We start from the raw sequence: 18,760 nt of genomic DNA, 5'->3' as shown, positions 1-18,760 counted from the left end.
ATCCTAGCGGCAAGAGGCGTCAGCACATCACCTTCAGCCATAAAGCCAATCATCCCGCTTGACACCGCCTATTCGCGGATATAATTTATCCATGATTGAAGGAGATATCATGAAACTGGGTGACGGGGTCGAGCAGGCACTCCATTGTGTGGCGATGCTGGCTGGACTTTCAGAGGGCGGCGTTTTGTCCGCGGCCGCGCTTGCCGAGTTTCATGGCGTGTCGACCAGCTATCTGTTGAAGCATCTACAGGCGCTTTCGAACGCCGGCATCGTCAGCACGCTGCCGGGTCCGAAGGGTGGTTACCGGCTGGCGAGAGCAAAGTCCGAGATTACCCTGCTCGATGTCGTTCTGGCAGTCGAAGGCCCGGCGCCGGCCTTTCGCTGCAACGAAATACGCCAGCGCGGACCGAACCCGGTGTCGTCGCGCTTCTTCGCGCAGCCGTGCAATATCTCTTCGGCGATGTTGCGGGCAGAGCGCGTCTACCGGGCAGAGCTGGCCAAGACCACGATTGCCGACCTTATCGTGGAACTGACAGACATCGACGACGGAAGCATTGCGGCCCGAGGCTGTGCTTTTCTCGCGATCCATGAACGCAAGACGAGCCGCTGAGGCTCCAACCCAAGGAGACTATCATGCAACCACGCCTCAATTATTTTGAAGCCTCCCCGTCGTCCTATAAGGCCGTGTCGGCCCTGGAAGTGCATGTGCAGAACTCGGGCCTGGAAAAGCGTCTCATCCACCTGATCAAGCTGCGAGCCTCGATGATCAACGGCTGCGCCTTCTGTGTGGACATGCACGTGAAGGAAGCGCGACATGACGGCCTCGGCGAACAATGGATCAACCTCTTGAGCGTCTGGCGTGAATCGCCGGTCTATGATCCGCGTGAACGGGCGCTGCTCGGCTGGACGGATGCGGTGACCAACATTGCCCAGACCGGCATTCCGGACGACGCCTATGACAATCTTCGCCAGCACTTTTCCGATGAGGAAATGGTCAAGATCACCGTGGCCATCGGCGCGATCAACGTCTGGAACCGTCTCGCCGTCGGATTTCGTGGCCAGCACCCGATCGACAAGGTCGCTGCGGCTGCTTGAAGAGAGCCAACCGACAATTGCGATCCCGCCTAGATAGAGGCGGGCTCGTAGCCGGACTGCTTGAACAGAACTGCCTTTTGCGGGTCGGGGAAACCGAACCAGACAAAACCCTCGGCAATGTTCTTGCTGAGCAGCTGATTGAAGATCATGCCGCTGGTGATCAGCCCGTTGGCATCGGCCCATGCCAATGTCTCCCGCAGATCCTTTGCCAGTGCGTGATTGCCGCGACCGGCATGGTCGAGCTTGAAGAGGAACCTCTGTTTCAGAGGGACCGCTTTGATATGGTCCTTACCCGTTGTGATCGCCTTGAAGAGCGCCTTCAGCCTAGAGACACCGCCATGCATCTGCGTGTCGCCGAAACTGAGCACCACCCTGTCGGTCGGCGTGCTGAGATGCACCTCCGCCAGGAAATCGTCATCCGCAGTCATCCAATCCACGGCCGAATTGATATTTTCCTGTATCAGGGGTGACGGGATGAAACTGCTCATGCCTGTGTCTTTTCCAATTGGCTTGCGACTGCATGCGACAGTCATTTGGCCAAGCGATAACCTTCCGCCGCCAAGGACGCCAGACTTTCCACCATCTAATTCGACATTTTGCAGCGAACCGGCATAAAATGGCCACCGTCGAAACCGATCTGTGCGCCCAACGACCCAACGACGGGGGAGCAACTGGAGGCGCATTTGTGCCTCTATTGGATGAGGATCCGCTGAGGCATGCGGTCTACGACGTGCCGGATGCTACTTGTTGATGCGGTAGCCGATGCACATGGTGGTGCCCCAGGACCCTGCAGCCTCGACGATGCGGCCATCGGAGACGAGCTTGCGAGCCATCTGGCGGTCGGCGAGCCGCATCGGATAGACCTGTCCGTGAAATCCCGTGGCGCTCTTGATTGCGTCGAGCAGACGTTCTTCGGTTTTAGGCATCGTTTCCCTCATTTCCGCTGTCGTGAACCAAGCCTTCACCTTCGCGGTGCGGCCTGACTTCGCTCGGTTGCCCGAAGACTGGGGGAACAGCTTCGGCAGACACCGGGACGTTGCCCGTGTAGGGTAAATTCTGCGACAGGCGGATGACAAAGCCTGTGTTTTTTACCTTCTCGTAAACCTTGGCGGAAAGTTCCGCCATGACAGGCGGCCTGTCAACCCTTTGCTCCGCCTTTGTGTGGATTGTCACAATGACGATGGCGGCAGGGTGTCGCCAATGCACGGATTTTCGTCGGGCTGCCGAATTAAAGGGCGATGTAGCGGTCGGAGCGATGGTTGATGGCGACGAAAAGATTGAGGACGACAGCCCCCGCCACCGAGCAAAGTACGATGTAGGGCGTGGTAACGGCAAAGGCGACGGCGAGAACGCCCATGTCGACGACGAGTTGAACCAGCCCGGCGCGGATACCGAAACGCTCCTGAAGATAGATACCGAGGATGCCGACCCCGCCGAGGCTGGCGCGGTGTCTATAGAGCGCCAGCAGGCCGAAACCGAGGAGCACGCCACCGAGGATCGCCGACCAGAGCGGATGGATATGGGCGATCTCGAACAGGCGTGGCTGCAGATTGGTGAGGAGCGAGGTCAGCGCGATGGCGATGAAGGTCTTGATGGTGAAGGCGCGGCCCAGTTGCTTCAAGGAAAGATAGAAGAACGGCAGATTGACGACGAAGAAGGCCAGTCCGAAATTCACGCCGGTGGCGTAGTGCAGCAGGAAGGCGATACCGGCCGTGCTTCCGGTCAATAGCCCCGCAGCCGAAAGGATGAAGAGCCCGAGCGAGGAGACGATGCTGCCAGTCAGCACGCCCTGAATATCCTCGACCAGCGAATGACGGGTAGCGCTGGTGTTCCAGACGCCCAAAGCACTTTTGAGTTTCGACATGCTGCATCCCCTTTTTTTCCGCAGGTTGCGGAAAGAGGCGGTGACAATCAAGCGTCAAAGCGTAAGGAATGCTGACCTATCTCGTCTTTGCAATAAACCGGATTTCAGGCGACCATTTGCGCAACAAACAGCAGGCCTGAGACAGGTTGCCCGGCGTCCAGGCGAAGGAAGGTGCGGCTCTCCGCACGAATCGCAAATCCGTGTTGTCCGCAGATCTCCTGCACATAGTGTCTGGTATGGGCATAGCGCAGCGAGCGGCCGAGGCGGAAGCCCGTGCCCTCCCCGGCATCCTCGACGGAAAACGCAAACACCGCTTTGGGCGCCGAAAGACGACCCAGCAAGGCAAACAGATTTTCGAGGGCGCCGAGATAGATGAACACGTCGGACGCGGTGATCAGATCGGCGCGATGGTCGGAAAGGTCAGTGCCGAATAGCCCTGAGCCGGCCGCGGGCAAGGAGAGGTCGGCGATGCCAAGCAGGTCATAGACATGCTTTTCCGCAGCCTTGGCCAGCATGTTGCCCGAGAGATCGAAACCCTCGAGGCGATCGATCCCATTGCGGATTTCCGGGCCTAGCAGGCCGGTGCCGCAACCGAGATCGACGGCAAGGCGAAAGTGCTGCGGCAGGCCCTCCGTCTCGGCGATCAGTGCAGCGAGCTTGCGGGGAACGCTGTAGGCGAGCTTCTTGATCAGCGCATGGTCGAAACGCTCTGCGTAGTCGTCGAAGAGCCGCTCGACATAGAGGCTCGAGGGGTGATCGGGCATCGCGCCGGCACCGAGCGAGGCCAGCATGAGAGGCGCGCCAAAAAGGTCGCCCCGGTCGAGCGGCACGACCCGTTCGAAGGCGGTGGTGGCGCCTGCGAAATTGCCGGCCTTCTCTCGGTATATGCCGAGGTTGAACCAGCCGGCGGCCCATTCCGGGGCACGCTCCAGCGCCTGCTCCATCAACTCGGCCGCGCTCCCGGGCTCGCCGTTCTCGTCAAGCATTTTTGCGTAGTCGGCGCGCCGGTCGGCCGTGACATCTCCGGAAGAAAGCTGGCTCGGCAGCATATTGGGCAACCCCTGTTTACAACAGGCTGTGGGCGCGGCCACAAAAAAACTCAAGTCCTATTTCAGGCAAGACCGCTGCGAGGGATCAAAACTGCTTGCAGCGCGGAATTGCCCGGCTTATTTCAGGGCGAACAGGAGAGATCAATGTCAGATCAGGTGAACAGGTTTCTCGGAGACTCGCTGGGGCGGACGATCGTCAAGCTCATCGTCGTGTCGCTGATCGTCGGATTCGTGATGAAGATCTTCGGTTGGCGGCCGATGGATCTGATCGAAAATGTCCGCCATTTCATTCTCGAACTCTGGCACACGGGCTTTGCAGCGCTTGGCAGTATTGGCGATTACCTGCTGCTTGGAGCGACGATCGTCATTCCGCTTTTCATCCTCTTCCGCATCTTCAACTATCGAAACTGATCATGACCCTGGAAAATTCCCTCCTGACCCGGCGCAATGCATTGCGCCTCGGCGGCGTTGCGCTTGTCGCCGGTGTTGCAAGCTGCGCCACCAAGCCCCTGCCCGTCGCCAGAAACCTTCCCGGTGCTGACCAGACGGCCGCAGCCCTGCCGCTAGTAAATGCCCTTCGTGCGCAACATGGCCTGCCACCTCTCGCCATCGATCCCGCAGCCACCGATGCGGCGCTCTACCAAGCCAAGCGCATGGCAAACCTCAGGAAGATGGCGCACCTGATCGGCTTTGGCGACGATTTTGGCCGACGGGTGAAGGCCAGCGGCGTCAAGCTGCCGGCTGCGGAAAACATTGCCGAGGGCCAGCGCAGCGTCAATGCGGTGGTCAATGCCTGGATACATTCGCCGCATCACCTCGAAAACATGCTAGGCCCCTATACCGGTCTCGGCGTTGCGGTATCGCCAGGTTTTGCTCCCGGTCAGATGCCCTATTGGTCTATGGTACTGTCTCGCCTCTAGGCCGCTCGACTCGCAAGGCAGGACAATGGATCACACCGTGAACGGCAAGCGCGGCCCGGCCTTTACGGTAACGCACCGGCTCGTTCTCTCCATCGCCCTGCCGATGACGCTCGCCTTCATGACGACGCCGCTGCTAGGGCTGACCGACACCGCCGTGGTGGGCCAACTGGGGCAGCCAGACGCGCTGGCAGGCCTGGCGATCGGTGCAGTGCTGTTCGACCTCATCTTTGCCAGCTTCAATTTCCTGCGGGCCTCGACAACGGGCCTCACTGCCCAGGCTTACGGGCGCGGCGACCTGACCGAGCAGCAGGCGATCTTCTGGCGGGCGCTTGTATCGGCGCTCGTCTGCGGAGCGGTGCTCCTGCTTCTGTCGCCGCTTTTGCTCTTGGCCGGCCTGAAGCTGATGGGGCCGGAGGGTGGCGTCGCTGTCGCCACGCGCAGCTATTTCTCGATCCGCATGCTGTCCGGACCGGCCGCTCTTGCCAACTACGCCATTCTCGGCTTCGTGCTCGGTCGCGGCCAGGGCAGCATCGGCCTTTTCCTGCAGACGCTGATCAACGGCATCAACATCGTTCTGGCGCTGGTGCTCGGGCTCTGGCTCGGATGGGGCGTTGCGGGTGTCGCCTGGGGAACGATGATCGGCGAGACGATCGGCGCTGTGGCTGGCCTGATGATCGTGCTGCGTGGGTTTGTCGGCGTCCCCCGGCCATCGCGATCCGATATTCTCTCGCGGGAGAAGCTCGGCCAGCTGTTCGGGCTCAATCGCGATATCCTGATCCGTACCTTCGTGCTCCTCGGCGCTTTTACGCTAATGACCCGTATCGGCGGTCATTTTGGCGCGGTGACGCTGGCCGCCAATGCGGTTTTGATGAATTTCGTGCTGATCTCCGCATTCTATCTCGACGGCCTTGCCAATGCCGCCGAGCAGATTACCGGCAGGGCCATCGGCGCCGGCGACAGGACGGCCTTTGATCGCGGCCTGAAACTGACCATCCTCTGGTCGTTCGGGCTGGCAGGCCTTGCTGCCATTGTCTTCCTCGTCTTCGGAGCCTCGATCATCGGCGTGCTGACCACCTCGCCCGATGTGAGGGCGATGGCCCTGAAATACCTGCCCTACGCCGCGATTTCAGGGCTGACCGGTGCGCTTGCCTATCTGATGGACGGCGTGTTCATCGGCGCCACCTGGTCGGGCGAGATGCGCAACCGCATGCTGCTGTCGTTCCTCTGCTATCTCGCAGCACTCGCCGTCCTCGTGCCCTCGTTCGGCAATGCCGGCCTCTGGCTGTCGCTGAACGGCTTTCTGCTGTTTCGCGGCTTCTTTCTCGCCACCCGCCTGAAACCGAAGGCCGATCAGACCTTCCAACTGGCCCAGTAGTCAAGGCGGCTGTCGCGGAGTTCGCGGATCGATGTCACCTGTTCGCGATCCAGCAGCTTCGACAGGCCGGTAAGGATGCTGCCGGCGAGACCAGGGCCTCCATAGACCATGCTGGAATAAAGCTGCACCAGATCGGCGCCGGCGCGGATTTTTTCCAGCGCAGTCTCCGCCGAGGAGACGCCGCCGACACCGATGATGGCCATCGATGGACCGACCCGCTTGCGCATGCGGGCGAGCACCGCCGTCGATGGTTCGAACAGCGGCTTGCCGGACAAACCGCCCGCCTCGCCAGCCTGGCTCCGGTCCTTCAGCCCGTTGCGCGCGAGCGTCGTGTTGGAAACGATCAGTCCCTCCAGCCCATGCGCCAGGGCTTCGTCGGCGATGTCGTCCATACCCTCTTCCGTCAGATCGGGGGCGATCTTCAGGAACACCGGGATCTTCCTGTTGGCCCTGGCTGCTTCGGCATCGCGTGCGGCAAGGACAGCGGAAAGCAGGGTTGAAAGGCTTTCACGGGCCTGCAGATCGCGCAGGCCGGGAGTGTTGGGCGAAGAGATGTTCACCGTGAAATAGCCGGCTAATGAATAGAACCGACGGATGCCGGCGACGTAATCGGCTGTTCGATCGACGCTGTCCTTGTTGGCGCCGATGTTGACGCCGATGATGCCGGCATTGCGGATGGTTGCCAGCCGGGCATAGGCGGCATCATGACCCTCATTGTTGAAACCGAGGCGGTTGATCACCGCCTCATCCTCGACCAGGCGGAAGACGCGCGGCTTTGGATTGCCTGGCTGCGGCTTCGGGGTGACCGTCCCGATCTCGGTGAAGCCGAAGCCGAGCTTCAGCAGCGCCTCGGGCACCTCGGCATTCTTGTCGAAGCCGGCGGCCATGCCGAGAGGATTGACGAAGTCGAGGCCAGCAACCGTCTGCCGCAGGCGCGGATCGGCGGGCAGTTGGCAGGCCGGCACAAGTCCGGACTTCAAAGCGGTAATCGACAGGCCATGGGCCGTTTCGGGATCGATAAGGAACAAGCCGCGACGGGCGACGGCCTTGAAGAGATCGATCATGGCAGCATCTCCGGAAACTGATGGGCGCCATCCTTGTCCAAAGGCAGCGGCGTGGCCCAGAGGACGGAGGTTGTCGACAGAAGTCCGTAGAGATGGGGAAACAGATCTCCACCGCGTGACGGCTCGAATTTGAGAGCATCCCCGAGGACCTCGCTATCGACGGCAACCAGCAGCAGGTCCGTCTGGCCAGCGAAATAGCGTGCCGCCGTTTCCTTCGCCTGGGCTGCGGTCGAAAAATGGATGTAGCCGTCGGCAAGGTCGATCGACGCACCGTGGAAGATGCCCTCTTCCCGGGCTTCCTGCCAGGCGAGTTCCGGTACGATCTTGTAAATCACGGCCATGGCGGTGCTCCCAGCGAGAAAACAGTCGCATAGGGATTTGCCGAAAAGGCGGAGGTATGTCCATGGTCCGGCGGTAAATTATCGCGGAATACCTTCTATTCCTCCAAGGGCCCCGATTGCCCGGCAATAGCCATCACAGAGCGGGTGTCGATGGCCGGTGCGGAGTCTTGTGCCAATGGAACGGGTTGGTCCGGAGCTCGATCACCGCACGCCAGGCGGCGATCGAGACCAGCATCCAGTAGAACGGCACCGTCATCCATCGCCAGCGGATACGCTTTTTTTCAGGCGCGATCATCGCCGCAGTACCGAGCAACAGGAAGATGGCGTAGCTCCCGAAGATGTTGGAAAAATCGATGACGAACATCGTCATATCGAACGATGAAATTGCTTCCGTTGGAACATGCAGCATCGCCGTCAGCGACCGCAGCAGAAACAGCATGATCAGCGGATGACCGAGCGACGAGAGCAACATTCCGCCGATCAGCAGCTGGAATATGGCGAATGCTTTGAAGCCCATCTGGCGCTGCAGGCCCCGCGGGTCTCGCATCAGCACCAGCCAGGTTTGCAGCCAGCCCTTGAACCAGCGCGTGCGCTGCCGGGACCAGATGGCTATGCCGGTCGGTGCATCCTCGATGGTCTGACGATCGATGACATCGGAGCGATAACCGAGGCGATAGAGCCGCATGCCGAGATCGGCATCTTCCGTGACGTTGAATGGATCCCAGGCGCCGGATGACCGGAGGATATCGGTGCGGAAATGATTGGACGTGCCCCCGAGCGGCAGCGGCATGCGATACCTTGCCAGCATCGGCAAAAGCGCCCGGAACAGCGCCGAATATTCCAGCGCGAACATGGCGCTGATCCAGTTCTCGCCGCCATTGCCGATCACCAGCGGCGCCTGCAGGCAGGCTACATCGGCCGGCGCACTCCGAAACTTGGCATACGCTTCCCGCAATTGCTGGGGATGTGGGCGGTCCTCTGCGTCGTAGACGGCAACATAGGCGCCCCGCGCACCGTTGAGTGCGTAGGTCAGCGCTTTCGGCTTCGTGCGCGGATGCATCGGCGGCACCTCGACGATCTCGAATTGCGGTCCCAGCGTCTGGGCGCGCAGGGCCGCAATCGTTTCGCGATCGTCCGCCTCGCAGACGAATTTGATATCCAGCCTGGAGACGGGCCAGTCCAACCGCTTCAGCGTCGCCACCAGTTGCGGCACGATTTCGGCCTCGCCATAGACCGCGATCATCACCGTATAGACGGGACACGGGCCACAGGGATCGACAGCTAGCCTTGGCCGCCGCCGCCGACGCTGGACGACGGCGCGACCCCGCAGCATCAGAGTGGTGAGATAGGAAAAGGACAGCAGCACATGCAGAATAGTCTGGGTGTTCGGATCCGAAACCAGCCCGACCGCCAGCAGGCTTAGCCCGACGCCGGCATAAAACCCCTGATAGCCATGGAAGACAACGCGAGCGCTGAACCCCGGCTGGCTTTCAAACAGGTCGCCGACTGTCTTGCGGACGCGACGATCCGCACCCGCCTGCCATACGGCGGCGCGAATGGCGCCCGGCGTCGTGACTATCAGACTGTGCTTCAGGTCCGGGTAGCGTCTCAGCAGGACGGCCACCTCCTCCAGCCGATCGATCTGCGGCGCGATCAGGGTGAGCGGTGGGCGAAGCGGATGATTGACCCGCAGCGTGGTCGGTCGCAACAGCTGGCTGTCGAGGCCGGCGATATCAATGACGCTGCCACCGGGGATTGTTTCGGTAAACGGCACTCGAAGAGCCCGGGCTATGGCGCCGTAGTAGGCATCCTCCCGGACGAGCGTTCCCGCCAACAGCTCCTGTTCGATACGCGTTCCGTTGAGAAGCGCCGCTGCGGCTGCCGTCGCGACATAGGGCCGGCCTATGCCGATCCGTTCCAGTGCCACGGCCTCTGCCTGCAATCGACCGAAGAATACGGGAAGTGCCGCATCTGCCGGCAGTATTTCACCAACGATGTCTGATAGCGCCACAGCCGCCGTGCTTGCCGCTTGTGGTGGATATTCCCCGAAGCGCATCAAGGTGATACATCCTTACGCAATGCAACGCCCCACGCCGCTTAGCCTTGGATGATAATCATGCGCAGGTTTAAATCACCCCTCAATTTAAGGGGTTTTTACACGGTATGCGCGATATTTTCATCTTTTCTCATGCCGCAGTCAACCTTTGCCGATGAAAAGCCTGTTGGCAACCTGCCAATCCTGTTCGATTCCCGTGAGCGATTGCCAAAACCCGATCTTTCGTCGCTGGTTCGCCTGCGTTTTCTGACCGCAACCGACTTCCCGCCTTTCAATTTTCTGGACCAGTCCGGAAAGCTTGCCGGCTTCCATGTCGATCTCGCTCGCGAAATCTGCGCAGAATTGGCAATTGCCGACAGATGCCAGATCCAGGCATTGCCGTTCGGCGAACTTCGTCCGGCGCTTGCCGCATCGCAGGGCGACGCCGTGCTCGCCGGCATCGCGGTGACAGCGGATCTGCGAAACCAGTTCGCTTTCTCGAGGCCCTATCTGATGTTGCCGGCGCGCTTCGTCCGCAATCTCAAAGCCGACCTCCCCGGAACTACGGCGGCGGCGCTTTCGGGCAAGCGCGTCGGCGTGATCAAGGCAACAGCGCATGCAGCGATGCTCAAGGCCTTCTTTCCGGCCATCACGGCTGTTGAATTCGACGACAGCGCGCAGCTTTTGTCAGCCGTGAAAAGCGGTTCGGTGGATGCAGCCTTTGCCGACGGGCTGCAATTGTCCTTCTGGACAACATCGCCTGCGGCAGAGAAATGCTGCGCCCTCTTCGACGGCCCCTATCTTTCGCAACAGTTTCTCGGCGAAGGGATGACCGTCATGTTGCGTCAGCAGGATACCGATCTGACGGCAGCCATCAACCACGCGCTGGCGACGTTATCGCGCAACGGTCGCCTTCAGGAAATCTATCGACGCTATTTCCCGACCAGCCTCTATTAGGCTTGGATCAGGCCTTGCGGTAGCGGGCAATTGCACTGCGCTCGATTGCAGCGCAGGTGAGCTTGTCGAGTTGCAACCGGTCGCGCAGCATCGCCAGCAACCGCAGCTCTTCGGCAGTCACCGAAAGATCGGCAGCGGCGACCTCGACTGCAACCGCGTATGCGGTGTCGTAGAGGCGGGGCGGCACGGCGTCGCGGATCGTCTCCAGCACGATGTCCAGCCCCTCGGCGCCCGAGAGCAAGGTCGCACAATCACGCGATACGGCGATCAAGCGATCCTCGTCAAAGCCTTTGAAAACCGGCAATGCCTCGATCAGCTCGCCGATCCGGCCCAGCTCCCGGTCGTTCATGGTACGGTCGACGGCTGAAGCCATGACCATGACGTAGATCAGGGCGTCCTGGGCGGAAAGCTGTGCATTCATAATATGTGTCCCTCTAAGCTTCCCCGAGAGTAGGAAGTCACGCCAGCGATAACAAGGGTCGGGATAAAATCCCTGATGGCCGACAGTAACTTCCGGCGTCAGATGGGATTGAGCGGATCTTCCTTCGGCGGCTCGGGCGCCAATGTCGACTGATGCTTTTTGCGCGGATCGTTGCCATAGACGCCACGGCCGGCCTTGCGGGCTTCGTCCGCGGCACCGGCAAACGGCGAGCCTGCGGCCACTTCGGCCCAGCCATTGCGCGCCAGCCAGTCGCCGAGATTAACCCTCGAAAACCGGCAATCTGCCGTGATCGAGCCTTTCCACTCAGGGTCGGGCACGTCGCAGGTGATGGTCCTGCCAAGCAGGAAGGAGCGGAGCGCGGTACGGGCCAGCGTGCCGCACGGCCATTCCTTGCCATTCGGGCCGGTACAGCTGCGTGACGGATCGGTTGGCACAATGCCGGCAAGCTGCACGCTCCTGCCACCGATGGTGAGGATACCGGCGCGCTCGGCAAAGGGACGGGAGAGATCGATCGGCTTCAGGTCCGCATTCGCTTGCGGAGTGGCGCCAGCATCGCCTTCCGGCCGCTCCGGCTGCGGCGCCAGCGCGGCAGATTGCGTCGGCGGTGCCTGCTTGCCCGAAGATGCGACCGCGTCCTTGTCATCCGAAGGCAGAGGCTCGGCGCTGGCAAGTTTTTCCGCTGGCGGCTGCGGTCTCGTCAGCGGCGTCGGAACCGAGGCTGCAAGCGGCACCGGGGGTGTCGGCGGAGTCGGAGAGGACGGAGGCATCGGCGGCGGCGCCATTCTGTCGGCAATGGCGCTGTCTTCCACCGGTGAAGACGGGGGTTCGGCCGTGGCAACCGGCGGCGTCCGGTCCGGCAATGCCGCCGACGGGCTTGTCGCCTCCTTCGACGTGGCAGTTACCGGGGCAGCGGGCGGCAAGGCCGCGACAGCGGGAGCGCTGGGCGACGCGGGTTCGGGAGAGGGAAGCATTTGGCCGGTTGCGCCCGGCTCCGGAGTTGCCGGCCGCGGCGATGTAGCCGCCACGACAGGCGGAGCAGGCGGCAGCACTGCAGCGGCGGGCGGCGGTGGTGCTTCAGAAGGTGGAACCGGGGTCGATGGCGACACTGGCGCTGGCTCGGCGGGAGATGACGACGGCGCGGGGGCCGGCATCTCACTAGCAGCGGAATTGTCTGAACTTTGTGGTGTCGGCGCCGGCGCCGGCGCCAAGGAAGTCGCGGGCTGCTCCGAAACTTTCGGAGACGCCGTAGGCTCAGGCGCCGCTGTCACAGGCTGCGGTGCATCCGGCTTCTCCGGCGGCTTGTCGAGACTGGCCACGCGCGGTGCCGGATCGCCGAAGGTGATATGCGGCTGCAGGTTCATCGCCGTCAGCCCGACGTAGACCAGGACCATGACGGCCACGGCGCCGGTGACACCGGTCAGCAGAGTGGGGGAACGCATCAAGACAACTTTCCTATTGGCTCGCCCAGATGATCCGCGCCATCCACTCCACATCGACAAGCTCGATGCTTCTGTTGGGATGGGCCGGATTGAGCGACAGAAGCTCGATCGACTTCGGGCTCTGGCGCAGCAAGACCTTGGCCATGACCTCGCCCTCACGCGTTTTAACAACCACGCGGTCGTTGCGCCGGACCTGCGCACCGGGCTCGACGATCAGCACGTCGCCATCGCGATAAAGCGGCATCATGCTGTCGCCCTGCACTTCCAGCGCGTAGACGCCAGCTTTCTGCGCCGGGGTCGCCGGGAACTCGACGACATCCCAGCCCTGCCCCGCCGGAAAGCCGCCATCGTCGAAAAAGCCGCCTGCTCCGGCCTGCGCAAAGCCCAGCAGCGGAATAGAGCCCGCCTGCGGCGGAAAGGCACCGTCCGGCATGCCTGACGGCATGGACCCAGGCCGCAGCAATCCCATGAACTGCTCGACGCTGGCCCCTGTTGCATCGAGCACCTTGGCAATGGATTCCGTCGACGGCCAGCGCTGGCGGCCATCGGCACTCAGTCGTTTGGATTTGTTGAAAGAGGTGGGGTCGAGACCTGCACGACGCGCGAGGCCGGAGGGCGTCAGGTCATGCCGCTCGGCAAGCCCGTCGATTGCACTCCATATCTGATCGTGTGACAGCATCGTCGCCTGGCCTTGAGATCGAGGCGTCCCATCCCCATCCACGCGCGAGGTTAATCTAAGTGTTAACATTCGTAAAGACGCCAAGAGGAATAAAATCCTTGGTACCTACAGTTTATCACAACAGCCGTGTCAAGTTCGGGAAGGTGTGTTGCGGTAGCACATCTGCGGCGAGAGCTTCAAAGCTCTGCCTGTCCGCTCAACGGGTCGGACAAAGAAATGACTGGAGCGGGTGAAGGGAATCGAACCCTCGTATTCAGCTTGGGAAGCTGCTGCTCTACCATTGAGCTACACCCGCACGGCGCGAAGCCTTCCAACAGTTCGGCCGGGCTGTCAAGATGGAATGGCCGGTCGGGATGGCTGGTTACAAGCGGAAATGCTTGGAGAGTTTCAGGCCCTGCGCCTGATAGTTGGAGCCGGCGCCGGTGCCGTAGAGGCTGGCCGGGAGCTCCAGCATGTGCTCGTAGATGAGGCGGCCGACGACCTGGCCATCCTCGAGGATGAACGGGACTTCGTGGCTGCGCACTTCGAGCACCGCGCGGCTGCCACGTCCCCCGGCTGGCGCATGACCGAAGCCGGGATCGAAGAAGCCGGCATAGTGGACGCGGAATTCACCGACCAGCGGATCGTAAGGGGTCATTTCGGCGGCGTAGTCCGGCGGCACGTGCACCGCCTCGCGCGAGACCAGGATGTAGAATTCGTCGGGATCGAGGATAAGCTCGGTCCGACCGCGGCTGTAGAGCGGCTCCCAGAAATCGAAAATGTCGTGCTGGGCCTTCTTGTCGACATCGACCACCGCCGTGTGATGCTTGCCGCGATAGCCGATCAGCCCATTGCCGTCGCCGACGAGGTCGATCGACAGTGCGATGCCGCCGCCGGTCACGTTTGGCTTCTTGCTGGCGACGAGAGTTTCGGTCTCGTGCAGCGTCAGCAATTCCGGCTCAGACAGCATGGCATGGCCGATCCGGAAACGGATCTGCGACAGGCGCGAACCACGGCGCACGACGATCGGGAAGGTGCGTGGCGAGATTTCCAGGTAGAGCGGCCCGGAATAGCCGGCCGGGATCTTGTCGAACTCCTGCGCATAATCGGTGATGACGCGGGTGAAGATGTCGAGGCGGCCGGTCGAGCTTTTCGGGTTGGCCGAGGCGGACATGTCCGATGGCAGGTCGAGACGCTCCATCAGCGGCACGATATAGACGCAGCCGGTCTCGAGCACGGCGCTTTCGTTGAGGTCGATGACATGCAGGCTGAGCCGGTCCAGTTTATCGGAGACGAGATTGTTCGGACCCGGCATGAAGCTCGCACGGACGCGAAACGCTTTCGCCCCCAACCTCAGGTCAAGGCTCGCCGGCTGGATCTGATCGAAATCGAGCTCCCTTTCGGTCGTCAGCCGACCGGCGTCGAAAAGAGCGGCAATGGCGCGATCCGCCAAAATTCCAGTGTCGCGAGCCATGTGCTCAATCCTTGTTTTGTCGCGGACAAAACCATATACGGGCCTTGTTTTGCCCCAGACAAAACCAAATACGGGGAATTGACGCAAGCGGCCAACGGCAGTATTGCAGTCTTATCCCGTGGTGATTTGGCCGGTCGGCTTGCAGCCACGTTAAATAAATGGCTAAAAAGACCGGGTTGAAAACCGGTCTGCTTTTGCGACCGGTTTTTTTGTATCACGAAGGTGGTGATGGCATGACCAAGACTTGGCGCCCCGCAACACAACTTGTCCATGGCGGCACGTTGCGCTCGCAATTCGGCGAGACATCCGAAGCAATCTATCTGACACAGGGTTTTGTCTACGACAGCTCGGAGGCGGCGGAAGCCCGCTTCAAGGGCGAGACGGAAGGCTTCATCTACGCGCGCTATGGCAGCCCGACCAACGACATGTTCGAAAAGCGCATGTGCATGCTGGAAGGCGCCGAGGAAGCGCGCTCGACGGCATCAGGCATGGCGGCGGTCAGCGCGGCGATTCTCTGCCAGGTGAAGGCAGGCGACCATATCGTTGCTGCCCGCGCCCTGTTCGGCTCGTGCCGCTGGGTCGTCGAGACATTGGCGCCGCGCTACGGTATCGAATGCACGCTGGTCGACGGCCGCGATCTGGCCAACTGGGAACAGGCCATACGCCCGAACACCAAGGTGATGTTCCTGGAGAGCCCCACCAATCCGACGCTCGAGGTGGTAGACATTGCCGGCGTCGCGAAACTCGCCAACCAGATCGGCGCCAAGCTTGTCGTAGACAATGTGTTTGCTACACCGTTGTTCCAGAAGCCGCTCGAACTCGGCGCCCACATCGTCGTCTATTCGGCCACCAAGCATATCGATGGACAAGGTCGTTCGCTCGGTGGCGTCGTTCTGTCGGACAAGGACTGGGTCGACGAGCACCTGCAGGACTATTACCGGCACACCGGCCCCGCTATGTCGCCGTTTACCGCCTGGACGCTGCTGAAGGGTATCGAGACCCTGCCGGTGCGCGTCAAACAGCAGACTGAAAATGCCAGCCGCATTGCCGACTTCCTTGCCGACAGCGGCAAGGTGGCCAAGGTGATCTATCCCGGCCGCAAAGACCATCCGCAGGCCGATATCATCGCCAAGCAGATGACCGGCGGCTCTACGCTGGTCTGCATGGAACTCAAGGGCGGCAAGGAAGCGGCGTTCGCGCTGCAGAATGCGCTGGAAATCGTCAAGATCTCCAACAATCTCGGCGACGCCAAGAGCCTGATCACCCATCCAGCCACCACCACCCACAAGAACCTGACCGACGAGGATCGCGCCGAGCTCGGAATTTCCCCCGGCACTGTACGGTTTTCGGCCGGCATCGAGGACACGGACGATCTCATCGAGGATTTCGCCCAGGCGCTGGAGAAGGTCTCGGCCTGATCGGATACCAAACAGGCTGCCCGGCCTTGCCGGGCGGCGACACGCCGGGTCCGTGTTAACCCCGCACATTATCCTTAATATTCAAAAGGCCGCGTCAGCCATCGCATTTGGCCTTAATTAGGCTTCCCTTCCTTGACGAAGGTTGAAGGCTAGAGGATATCGTAACCAAATTCATTGAAGGTGGCTGGGATGTACCGCGCCCTTACACGAGATATCGAAGTCATCGTCGAGCCGTTCTATCTGGAGGAGCAATCCGATCCGGAAGACAGCCGCTATGTCTGGGGCTATCGGATCGTCATCTCAAACCACTCGACATCGGCAGTCCGGCTGGTTACGCGCTACTGGCATATCACCGACCAGAACGGCCAGGTCGACGAAGTCACCGGTCCCGGCGTCGTCGGCGAACAGCCGCAGTTGAACCCCGGGGATACCTATGAATATTCGTCCGGCTGCCCGCTGGATACGCCTTCGGGCATGATGTTCGGCCATTACTCCATGGAAAACGACCGAGGCGAAACGTTCGAGGTCGAAATCCCGGCTTTCTCGCTGGATTCGCCCGGCCTGATGCGGACGCTGAACTGACGCCGCCCGAAAACGGCGCCTGTTCTATCAGCTTTTGACCAGTATCTCCGCTGCCTCGTAGCGGTAGGTTGTCGAGCAGAATTCGCAAGTGACGGAAATCAGCCCGTCTTCCTCGCTCTCCGCCATCTCCTCCGCAGAAAATCCCTGCAGTACGCCCTTGATCTTGTCGCGTGAACAGCTGCAACGGTCGAAGACCGGTTGCGGGGCGTAGACGCGGGCACCGCGCTCGTGGAACAGCCGATAGAGCAGGCGCTCGGTCCCGACCAATGGATCGGTCAGTTCATCGGCATCGACCGTTTCCAGCAGCGAGCGGGCCTCGGCCCAGGCGTCGTCGTCCGTGTGGTCGATGGCGTTCTCGTCGCCGTCGCCGCCGTGGAGATCCGGCAGGCGCATGCGCTCCGGCGCGTCCGGCAGAAACTGTGCAATGACGCCGCCTGCCCGCCAGCGATGGCGCGGCTTGCCGGCCTCGTCGCGGTCGAACAACTCGGCGGCACCGAGACGAACCCGGGTCGGGATCTGCTCCGACTGGCGGAAATAGACGCCGGCTATATCTTCCAGCGACGATCCGTCGAGCGGCACGATGCCCTGGTAGGGCTGCGAATATTGGCCCTGGTCGATGGTAAAGGCGAGGATGCCCTTGCCGAGCAGTTGCTCGGGCTCGGTTTGTCCGGCCTTGATGGCGGAGGCCAGTGCTTCCTCATCGAAACGGGCATAGGCGCGGACGTTTTCCGGTGTCGAGAAATCAGCCACCAGCAGGTCGACCGGTCCGTCGCCCTTGGTCTGGACAGTGAACTTGCCTTCGAACTTCAGCGACGTGCCGAGCAACACGGTGAGTACGATGGTTTCGGCCAGCAGCCTTGCCACCGGTGCCGGATAATGGTGGCGCTCGAGGATTGTGTCGAGCATCGGGCCGAGCTGGACGGCACGGCCGCGCACATCGAGGCTCGCGACCTGGAAGGGCACAACATGATCGTCGCCGGCATAACCGAACTCTCCCAGCGCTGCTGCACTGTCTGGCATGGGTCTACTCCTTGCTGCCGGCGGATGGCCGCCCAGGCAGCCACCGTTTACAACGGCGGCTTGGTTGATCTCAGATCGCGCCCAGGCACCATGCAAGAATAGACTTCTGCGCATGGAGGCGATTTTCCGCCTCGTCGAATACAACGGATTGCGGGCCGTCGATCACCTCGTCAGTCACCTCTTCGCCGCGATGGGCGGGCAGGCAATGCATGAACAAAGCGTCTTTTCCTGCCTCTGCCATCAGAGCCGCATTGACCTGGTAGGGCTGGAAGACATTGTGACCACGGGCCCGATGCTCCTGATTCATGGAAACCCAGGTATCGGTCACCACGCAATCGGCGCCGGCGACCGCACGGTCGGCATCATGGCTGAGCATGATCTCGGCGCCCTGATTGCGGGCCCAGTTCAAATAGTGATCCTTCGGCTCGGAGCCAAGGGGGACCGCCATATTCATGCGATAGCCGAAACGCGCCGATCCCTCGATCAGCGAATGCAGCACATTGTTGCCATCGCCGGACCAGGCGACCGTCTTGCCCTTGATCGGACCACGGTGCTCCTCGAAGGTCATGATATCAGCCATCACCTGGCAAGGATGCGTGTCGTCGGTGAGCGCGTTGATGACCGGCACCGTTGCGTGCTCCGCCATTTCCAGCATGCGCGAGTGCTGGGTGGTACGGATCATGATCGCATCGACGTAACGTGACAGGACCTTGGCGGTATCGCCGATGGTCTCGGCGCGACCGAGCTGCATCTCGGTACCGGAGAGGAACAGCGTTTCGCCGCCGAGCTGGCGCATGCCGACATCGAATGAGACGCGGGTGCGGGTCGAGGGCTTTTCAAAGATCATCGCCAGCATCTTGCCTTCCAGCGGCCGGCCGGCAGTACCAGCCTTTGTCGCCTTCTTGCGGAGGATTGCGTCATCGAGGATCTTGCGCAGGTCGCCTGACGCAACAGTCGAGAGATCGAGGAAGTGTTTCGGGGAGGCCATGTCTAGCTGTGCTCCAAAAATGAAAACGCCCGTGGCGGG

Annotated in this window: 22 protein-coding genes, 1 tRNA gene and 1 riboswitch; of the genes, 8 read left to right on the top strand and 15 right to left on the bottom strand. The window is 61.4% G+C overall.

The annotated features are described in order from the left end of the window. Positions 1-109 precede the first annotated feature (109 nt). Positions 110-610 (top strand): RrF2 family transcriptional regulator, encoded by a 501-nt coding sequence (locus PR018_RS00755; protein ID WP_142823957.1) that lies wholly within the window; start codon positions 110-112, stop codon positions 608-610. 23 nt (positions 611-633) lie between these two features. After that, complete coding sequence (locus PR018_RS00750) at positions 634-1,095, top strand: carboxymuconolactone decarboxylase family protein (protein ID WP_142823956.1); 462 nt, start codon at positions 634-636, stop codon at positions 1,093-1,095. Positions 1,096-1,124: 29 nt separating this feature from the next. Here PR018_RS00750 and PR018_RS00745 read toward each other — a convergent pair whose 3' ends face one another. From PR018_RS00745 to PR018_RS00725, 5 genes are all read right to left on the bottom strand, one after another. Next, complete coding sequence (locus PR018_RS00745; RefSeq protein WP_142823955.1) at positions 1,125-1,583, bottom strand: hypothetical protein; 459 nt, start codon at positions 1,581-1,583, stop codon at positions 1,125-1,127. Positions 1,584-1,835: 252 nt separating this feature from the next. Next, positions 1,836-2,021, bottom strand: coding sequence for a hypothetical protein (locus PR018_RS00740; RefSeq protein ID WP_142823954.1), 186 nt, complete (start codon positions 2,019-2,021; stop codon positions 1,836-1,838). Next, complete coding sequence (locus PR018_RS00735) at positions 2,014-2,220, bottom strand: hypothetical protein (RefSeq protein ID WP_142823953.1); 207 nt, start codon at positions 2,218-2,220, stop codon at positions 2,014-2,016. The genes PR018_RS00740 and PR018_RS00735 overlap by 8 nt, the downstream gene beginning before the upstream one ends. A 103-nt stretch (positions 2,221-2,323) precedes the next feature. Beyond that, positions 2,324-2,959 carry a YitT family protein gene (locus PR018_RS00730; protein WP_111216688.1) on the bottom strand — a complete coding sequence of 212 codons (636 nt, stop codon included), beginning with the start codon at positions 2,957-2,959 and terminating at the stop codon, positions 2,324-2,326. Positions 2,960-3,063: 104 nt separating this feature from the next. After that, on the bottom strand, positions 3,064-4,008 hold the full coding sequence (locus PR018_RS00725; RefSeq protein ID WP_142823952.1) for a class I SAM-dependent methyltransferase: 945 nt from the start codon (positions 4,006-4,008) through the stop codon (positions 3,064-3,066). A 144-nt stretch (positions 4,009-4,152) separates the two neighbouring features. On the opposite strand from PR018_RS00725, the gene PR018_RS00720 reads away from it, so the two are divergent. Genes PR018_RS00720 through PR018_RS00710 form a run of 3 tightly spaced genes read left to right on the top strand, consistent with a single transcriptional unit; the run spans position 4,153 to position 6,303 of the window. Continuing rightward, complete coding sequence (locus PR018_RS00720; RefSeq protein ID WP_142823951.1) at positions 4,153-4,419, top strand: DUF6460 domain-containing protein; 267 nt, start codon at positions 4,153-4,155, stop codon at positions 4,417-4,419. A 2-nt stretch (positions 4,420-4,421) separates the two neighbouring features. After that, positions 4,422-4,928, top strand: coding sequence for a CAP domain-containing protein (locus tag PR018_RS00715; RefSeq protein ID WP_374113734.1), 507 nt, complete (start codon positions 4,422-4,424; stop codon positions 4,926-4,928). 25 nt (positions 4,929-4,953) lie between these two features. After that, positions 4,954-6,303 (top strand): MATE family efflux transporter, encoded by a 1,350-nt coding sequence (locus PR018_RS00710; RefSeq protein ID WP_142823950.1) that lies wholly within the window; start codon positions 4,954-4,956, stop codon positions 6,301-6,303. On the opposite strand, the gene PR018_RS00705 is transcribed toward PR018_RS00710, so the two are convergent. The 3 genes from PR018_RS00705 to PR018_RS00695 all read right to left on the bottom strand — a co-directional run bounded on the left by PR018_RS00705 (position 6,279) and on the right by PR018_RS00695 (position 9,764). Beyond that, positions 6,279-7,367, bottom strand: a complete 1,089-nt coding sequence (locus tag PR018_RS00705; protein WP_142823949.1) for a quinone-dependent dihydroorotate dehydrogenase — start codon at positions 7,365-7,367, stop codon at positions 6,279-6,281. The genes PR018_RS00710 and PR018_RS00705 overlap by 25 nt on opposite strands. After that, a complete protein-coding gene (locus tag PR018_RS00700; RefSeq protein WP_142823948.1) occupies positions 7,364-7,708 on the bottom strand; it encodes a DUF952 domain-containing protein in 345 nt (114 codons plus the stop codon). Before PR018_RS00700 ends, PR018_RS00705 begins: the two co-directional genes overlap by 4 nt. A 133-nt stretch (positions 7,709-7,841) precedes the next feature. Next, positions 7,842-9,764 carry a glycosyltransferase family 2 protein gene (locus PR018_RS00695; RefSeq protein ID WP_142824444.1) on the bottom strand — a complete coding sequence of 641 codons (1,923 nt, stop codon included), beginning with the start codon at positions 9,762-9,764 and terminating at the stop codon, positions 7,842-7,844. Positions 9,765-9,821: 57 nt separating this feature from the next. Between PR018_RS00695 and PR018_RS00690 the strand changes: the two genes are divergently transcribed. Beyond that, entirely contained in the window at positions 9,822-10,700 is an 879-nt protein-coding gene (locus PR018_RS00690; RefSeq protein WP_374113742.1) for a transporter substrate-binding domain-containing protein, read from the top strand. 7 nt (positions 10,701-10,707) lie between these two features. Here the strand turns inward: PR018_RS00690 and PR018_RS00685 are convergent, their stop codons facing one another. From PR018_RS00685 to PR018_RS00665, 5 genes are all read right to left on the bottom strand, one after another. Next, the gene (locus PR018_RS00685) at positions 10,708-11,121 is read right to left on the bottom strand and encodes a tellurite resistance TerB family protein (protein ID WP_142823946.1); all 414 of its coding nucleotides are present in this window, start codon (positions 11,119-11,121) and stop codon (positions 10,708-10,710) included. A gap of 98 nt (positions 11,122-11,219) precedes the next feature. Beyond that, complete coding sequence (locus PR018_RS00680) at positions 11,220-12,581, bottom strand: thermonuclease family protein (protein WP_142823945.1); 1,362 nt, start codon at positions 12,579-12,581, stop codon at positions 11,220-11,222. A 13-nt stretch (positions 12,582-12,594) separates the two neighbouring features. Beyond that, positions 12,595-13,260: a S24 family peptidase gene (locus PR018_RS00675; protein ID WP_142823944.1), complete on the bottom strand. Its 666-nt coding sequence runs from the start codon at positions 13,258-13,260 to the stop codon at positions 12,595-12,597. A gap of 221 nt (positions 13,261-13,481) precedes the next feature. Continuing rightward, positions 13,482-13,555 (bottom strand) — tRNA-Gly (locus tag PR018_RS00670). 66 nt (positions 13,556-13,621) lie between these two features. Then, complete coding sequence (locus PR018_RS00665; RefSeq protein ID WP_142823943.1) at positions 13,622-14,713, bottom strand: 2'-deoxycytidine 5'-triphosphate deaminase; 1,092 nt, start codon at positions 14,711-14,713, stop codon at positions 13,622-13,624. 108 nt (positions 14,714-14,821) lie between these two features. Continuing rightward, positions 14,822-14,900, top strand: a riboswitch (SAM riboswitch). 46 nt (positions 14,901-14,946) lie between these two features. On the opposite strand from PR018_RS00665, the gene PR018_RS00660 reads away from it, so the two are divergent. After that, positions 14,947-16,131, top strand: coding sequence for an O-succinylhomoserine sulfhydrylase (locus PR018_RS00660; protein ID WP_142829123.1), 1,185 nt, complete (start codon positions 14,947-14,949; stop codon positions 16,129-16,131). A gap of 189 nt (positions 16,132-16,320) precedes the next feature. Next, positions 16,321-16,713 (top strand): Co2+/Mg2+ efflux protein ApaG, encoded by a 393-nt coding sequence (apaG, locus tag PR018_RS00655; RefSeq protein WP_142823941.1) that lies wholly within the window; start codon positions 16,321-16,323, stop codon positions 16,711-16,713. Positions 16,714-16,740: 27 nt separating this feature from the next. Here the strand turns inward: apaG and PR018_RS00650 are convergent, their stop codons facing one another. Together PR018_RS00650 and argF are read right to left on the bottom strand one after the other, a co-directional pair. Continuing rightward, positions 16,741-17,733: an Hsp33 family molecular chaperone gene (locus tag PR018_RS00650; protein ID WP_142823940.1), complete on the bottom strand. Its 993-nt coding sequence runs from the start codon at positions 17,731-17,733 to the stop codon at positions 16,741-16,743. A 70-nt stretch (positions 17,734-17,803) separates the two neighbouring features. Then, entirely contained in the window at positions 17,804-18,721 is a 918-nt protein-coding gene (gene argF, locus PR018_RS00645) for an ornithine carbamoyltransferase (protein ID WP_111216608.1), read from the bottom strand. Positions 18,722-18,760: the final 39 nt, after the last annotated feature.

The sequence above is a fragment of the Rhizobium rhododendri genome, from assembly GCF_007000325.2.
GTDB classification, from domain to species: domain Bacteria; phylum Pseudomonadota; class Alphaproteobacteria; order Rhizobiales; family Rhizobiaceae; genus Rhizobium; species Rhizobium rhododendri.
Note: the sequence above shows the minus strand (reverse complement) of the source record. Positions and strands in the feature narration are given on the sequence as shown.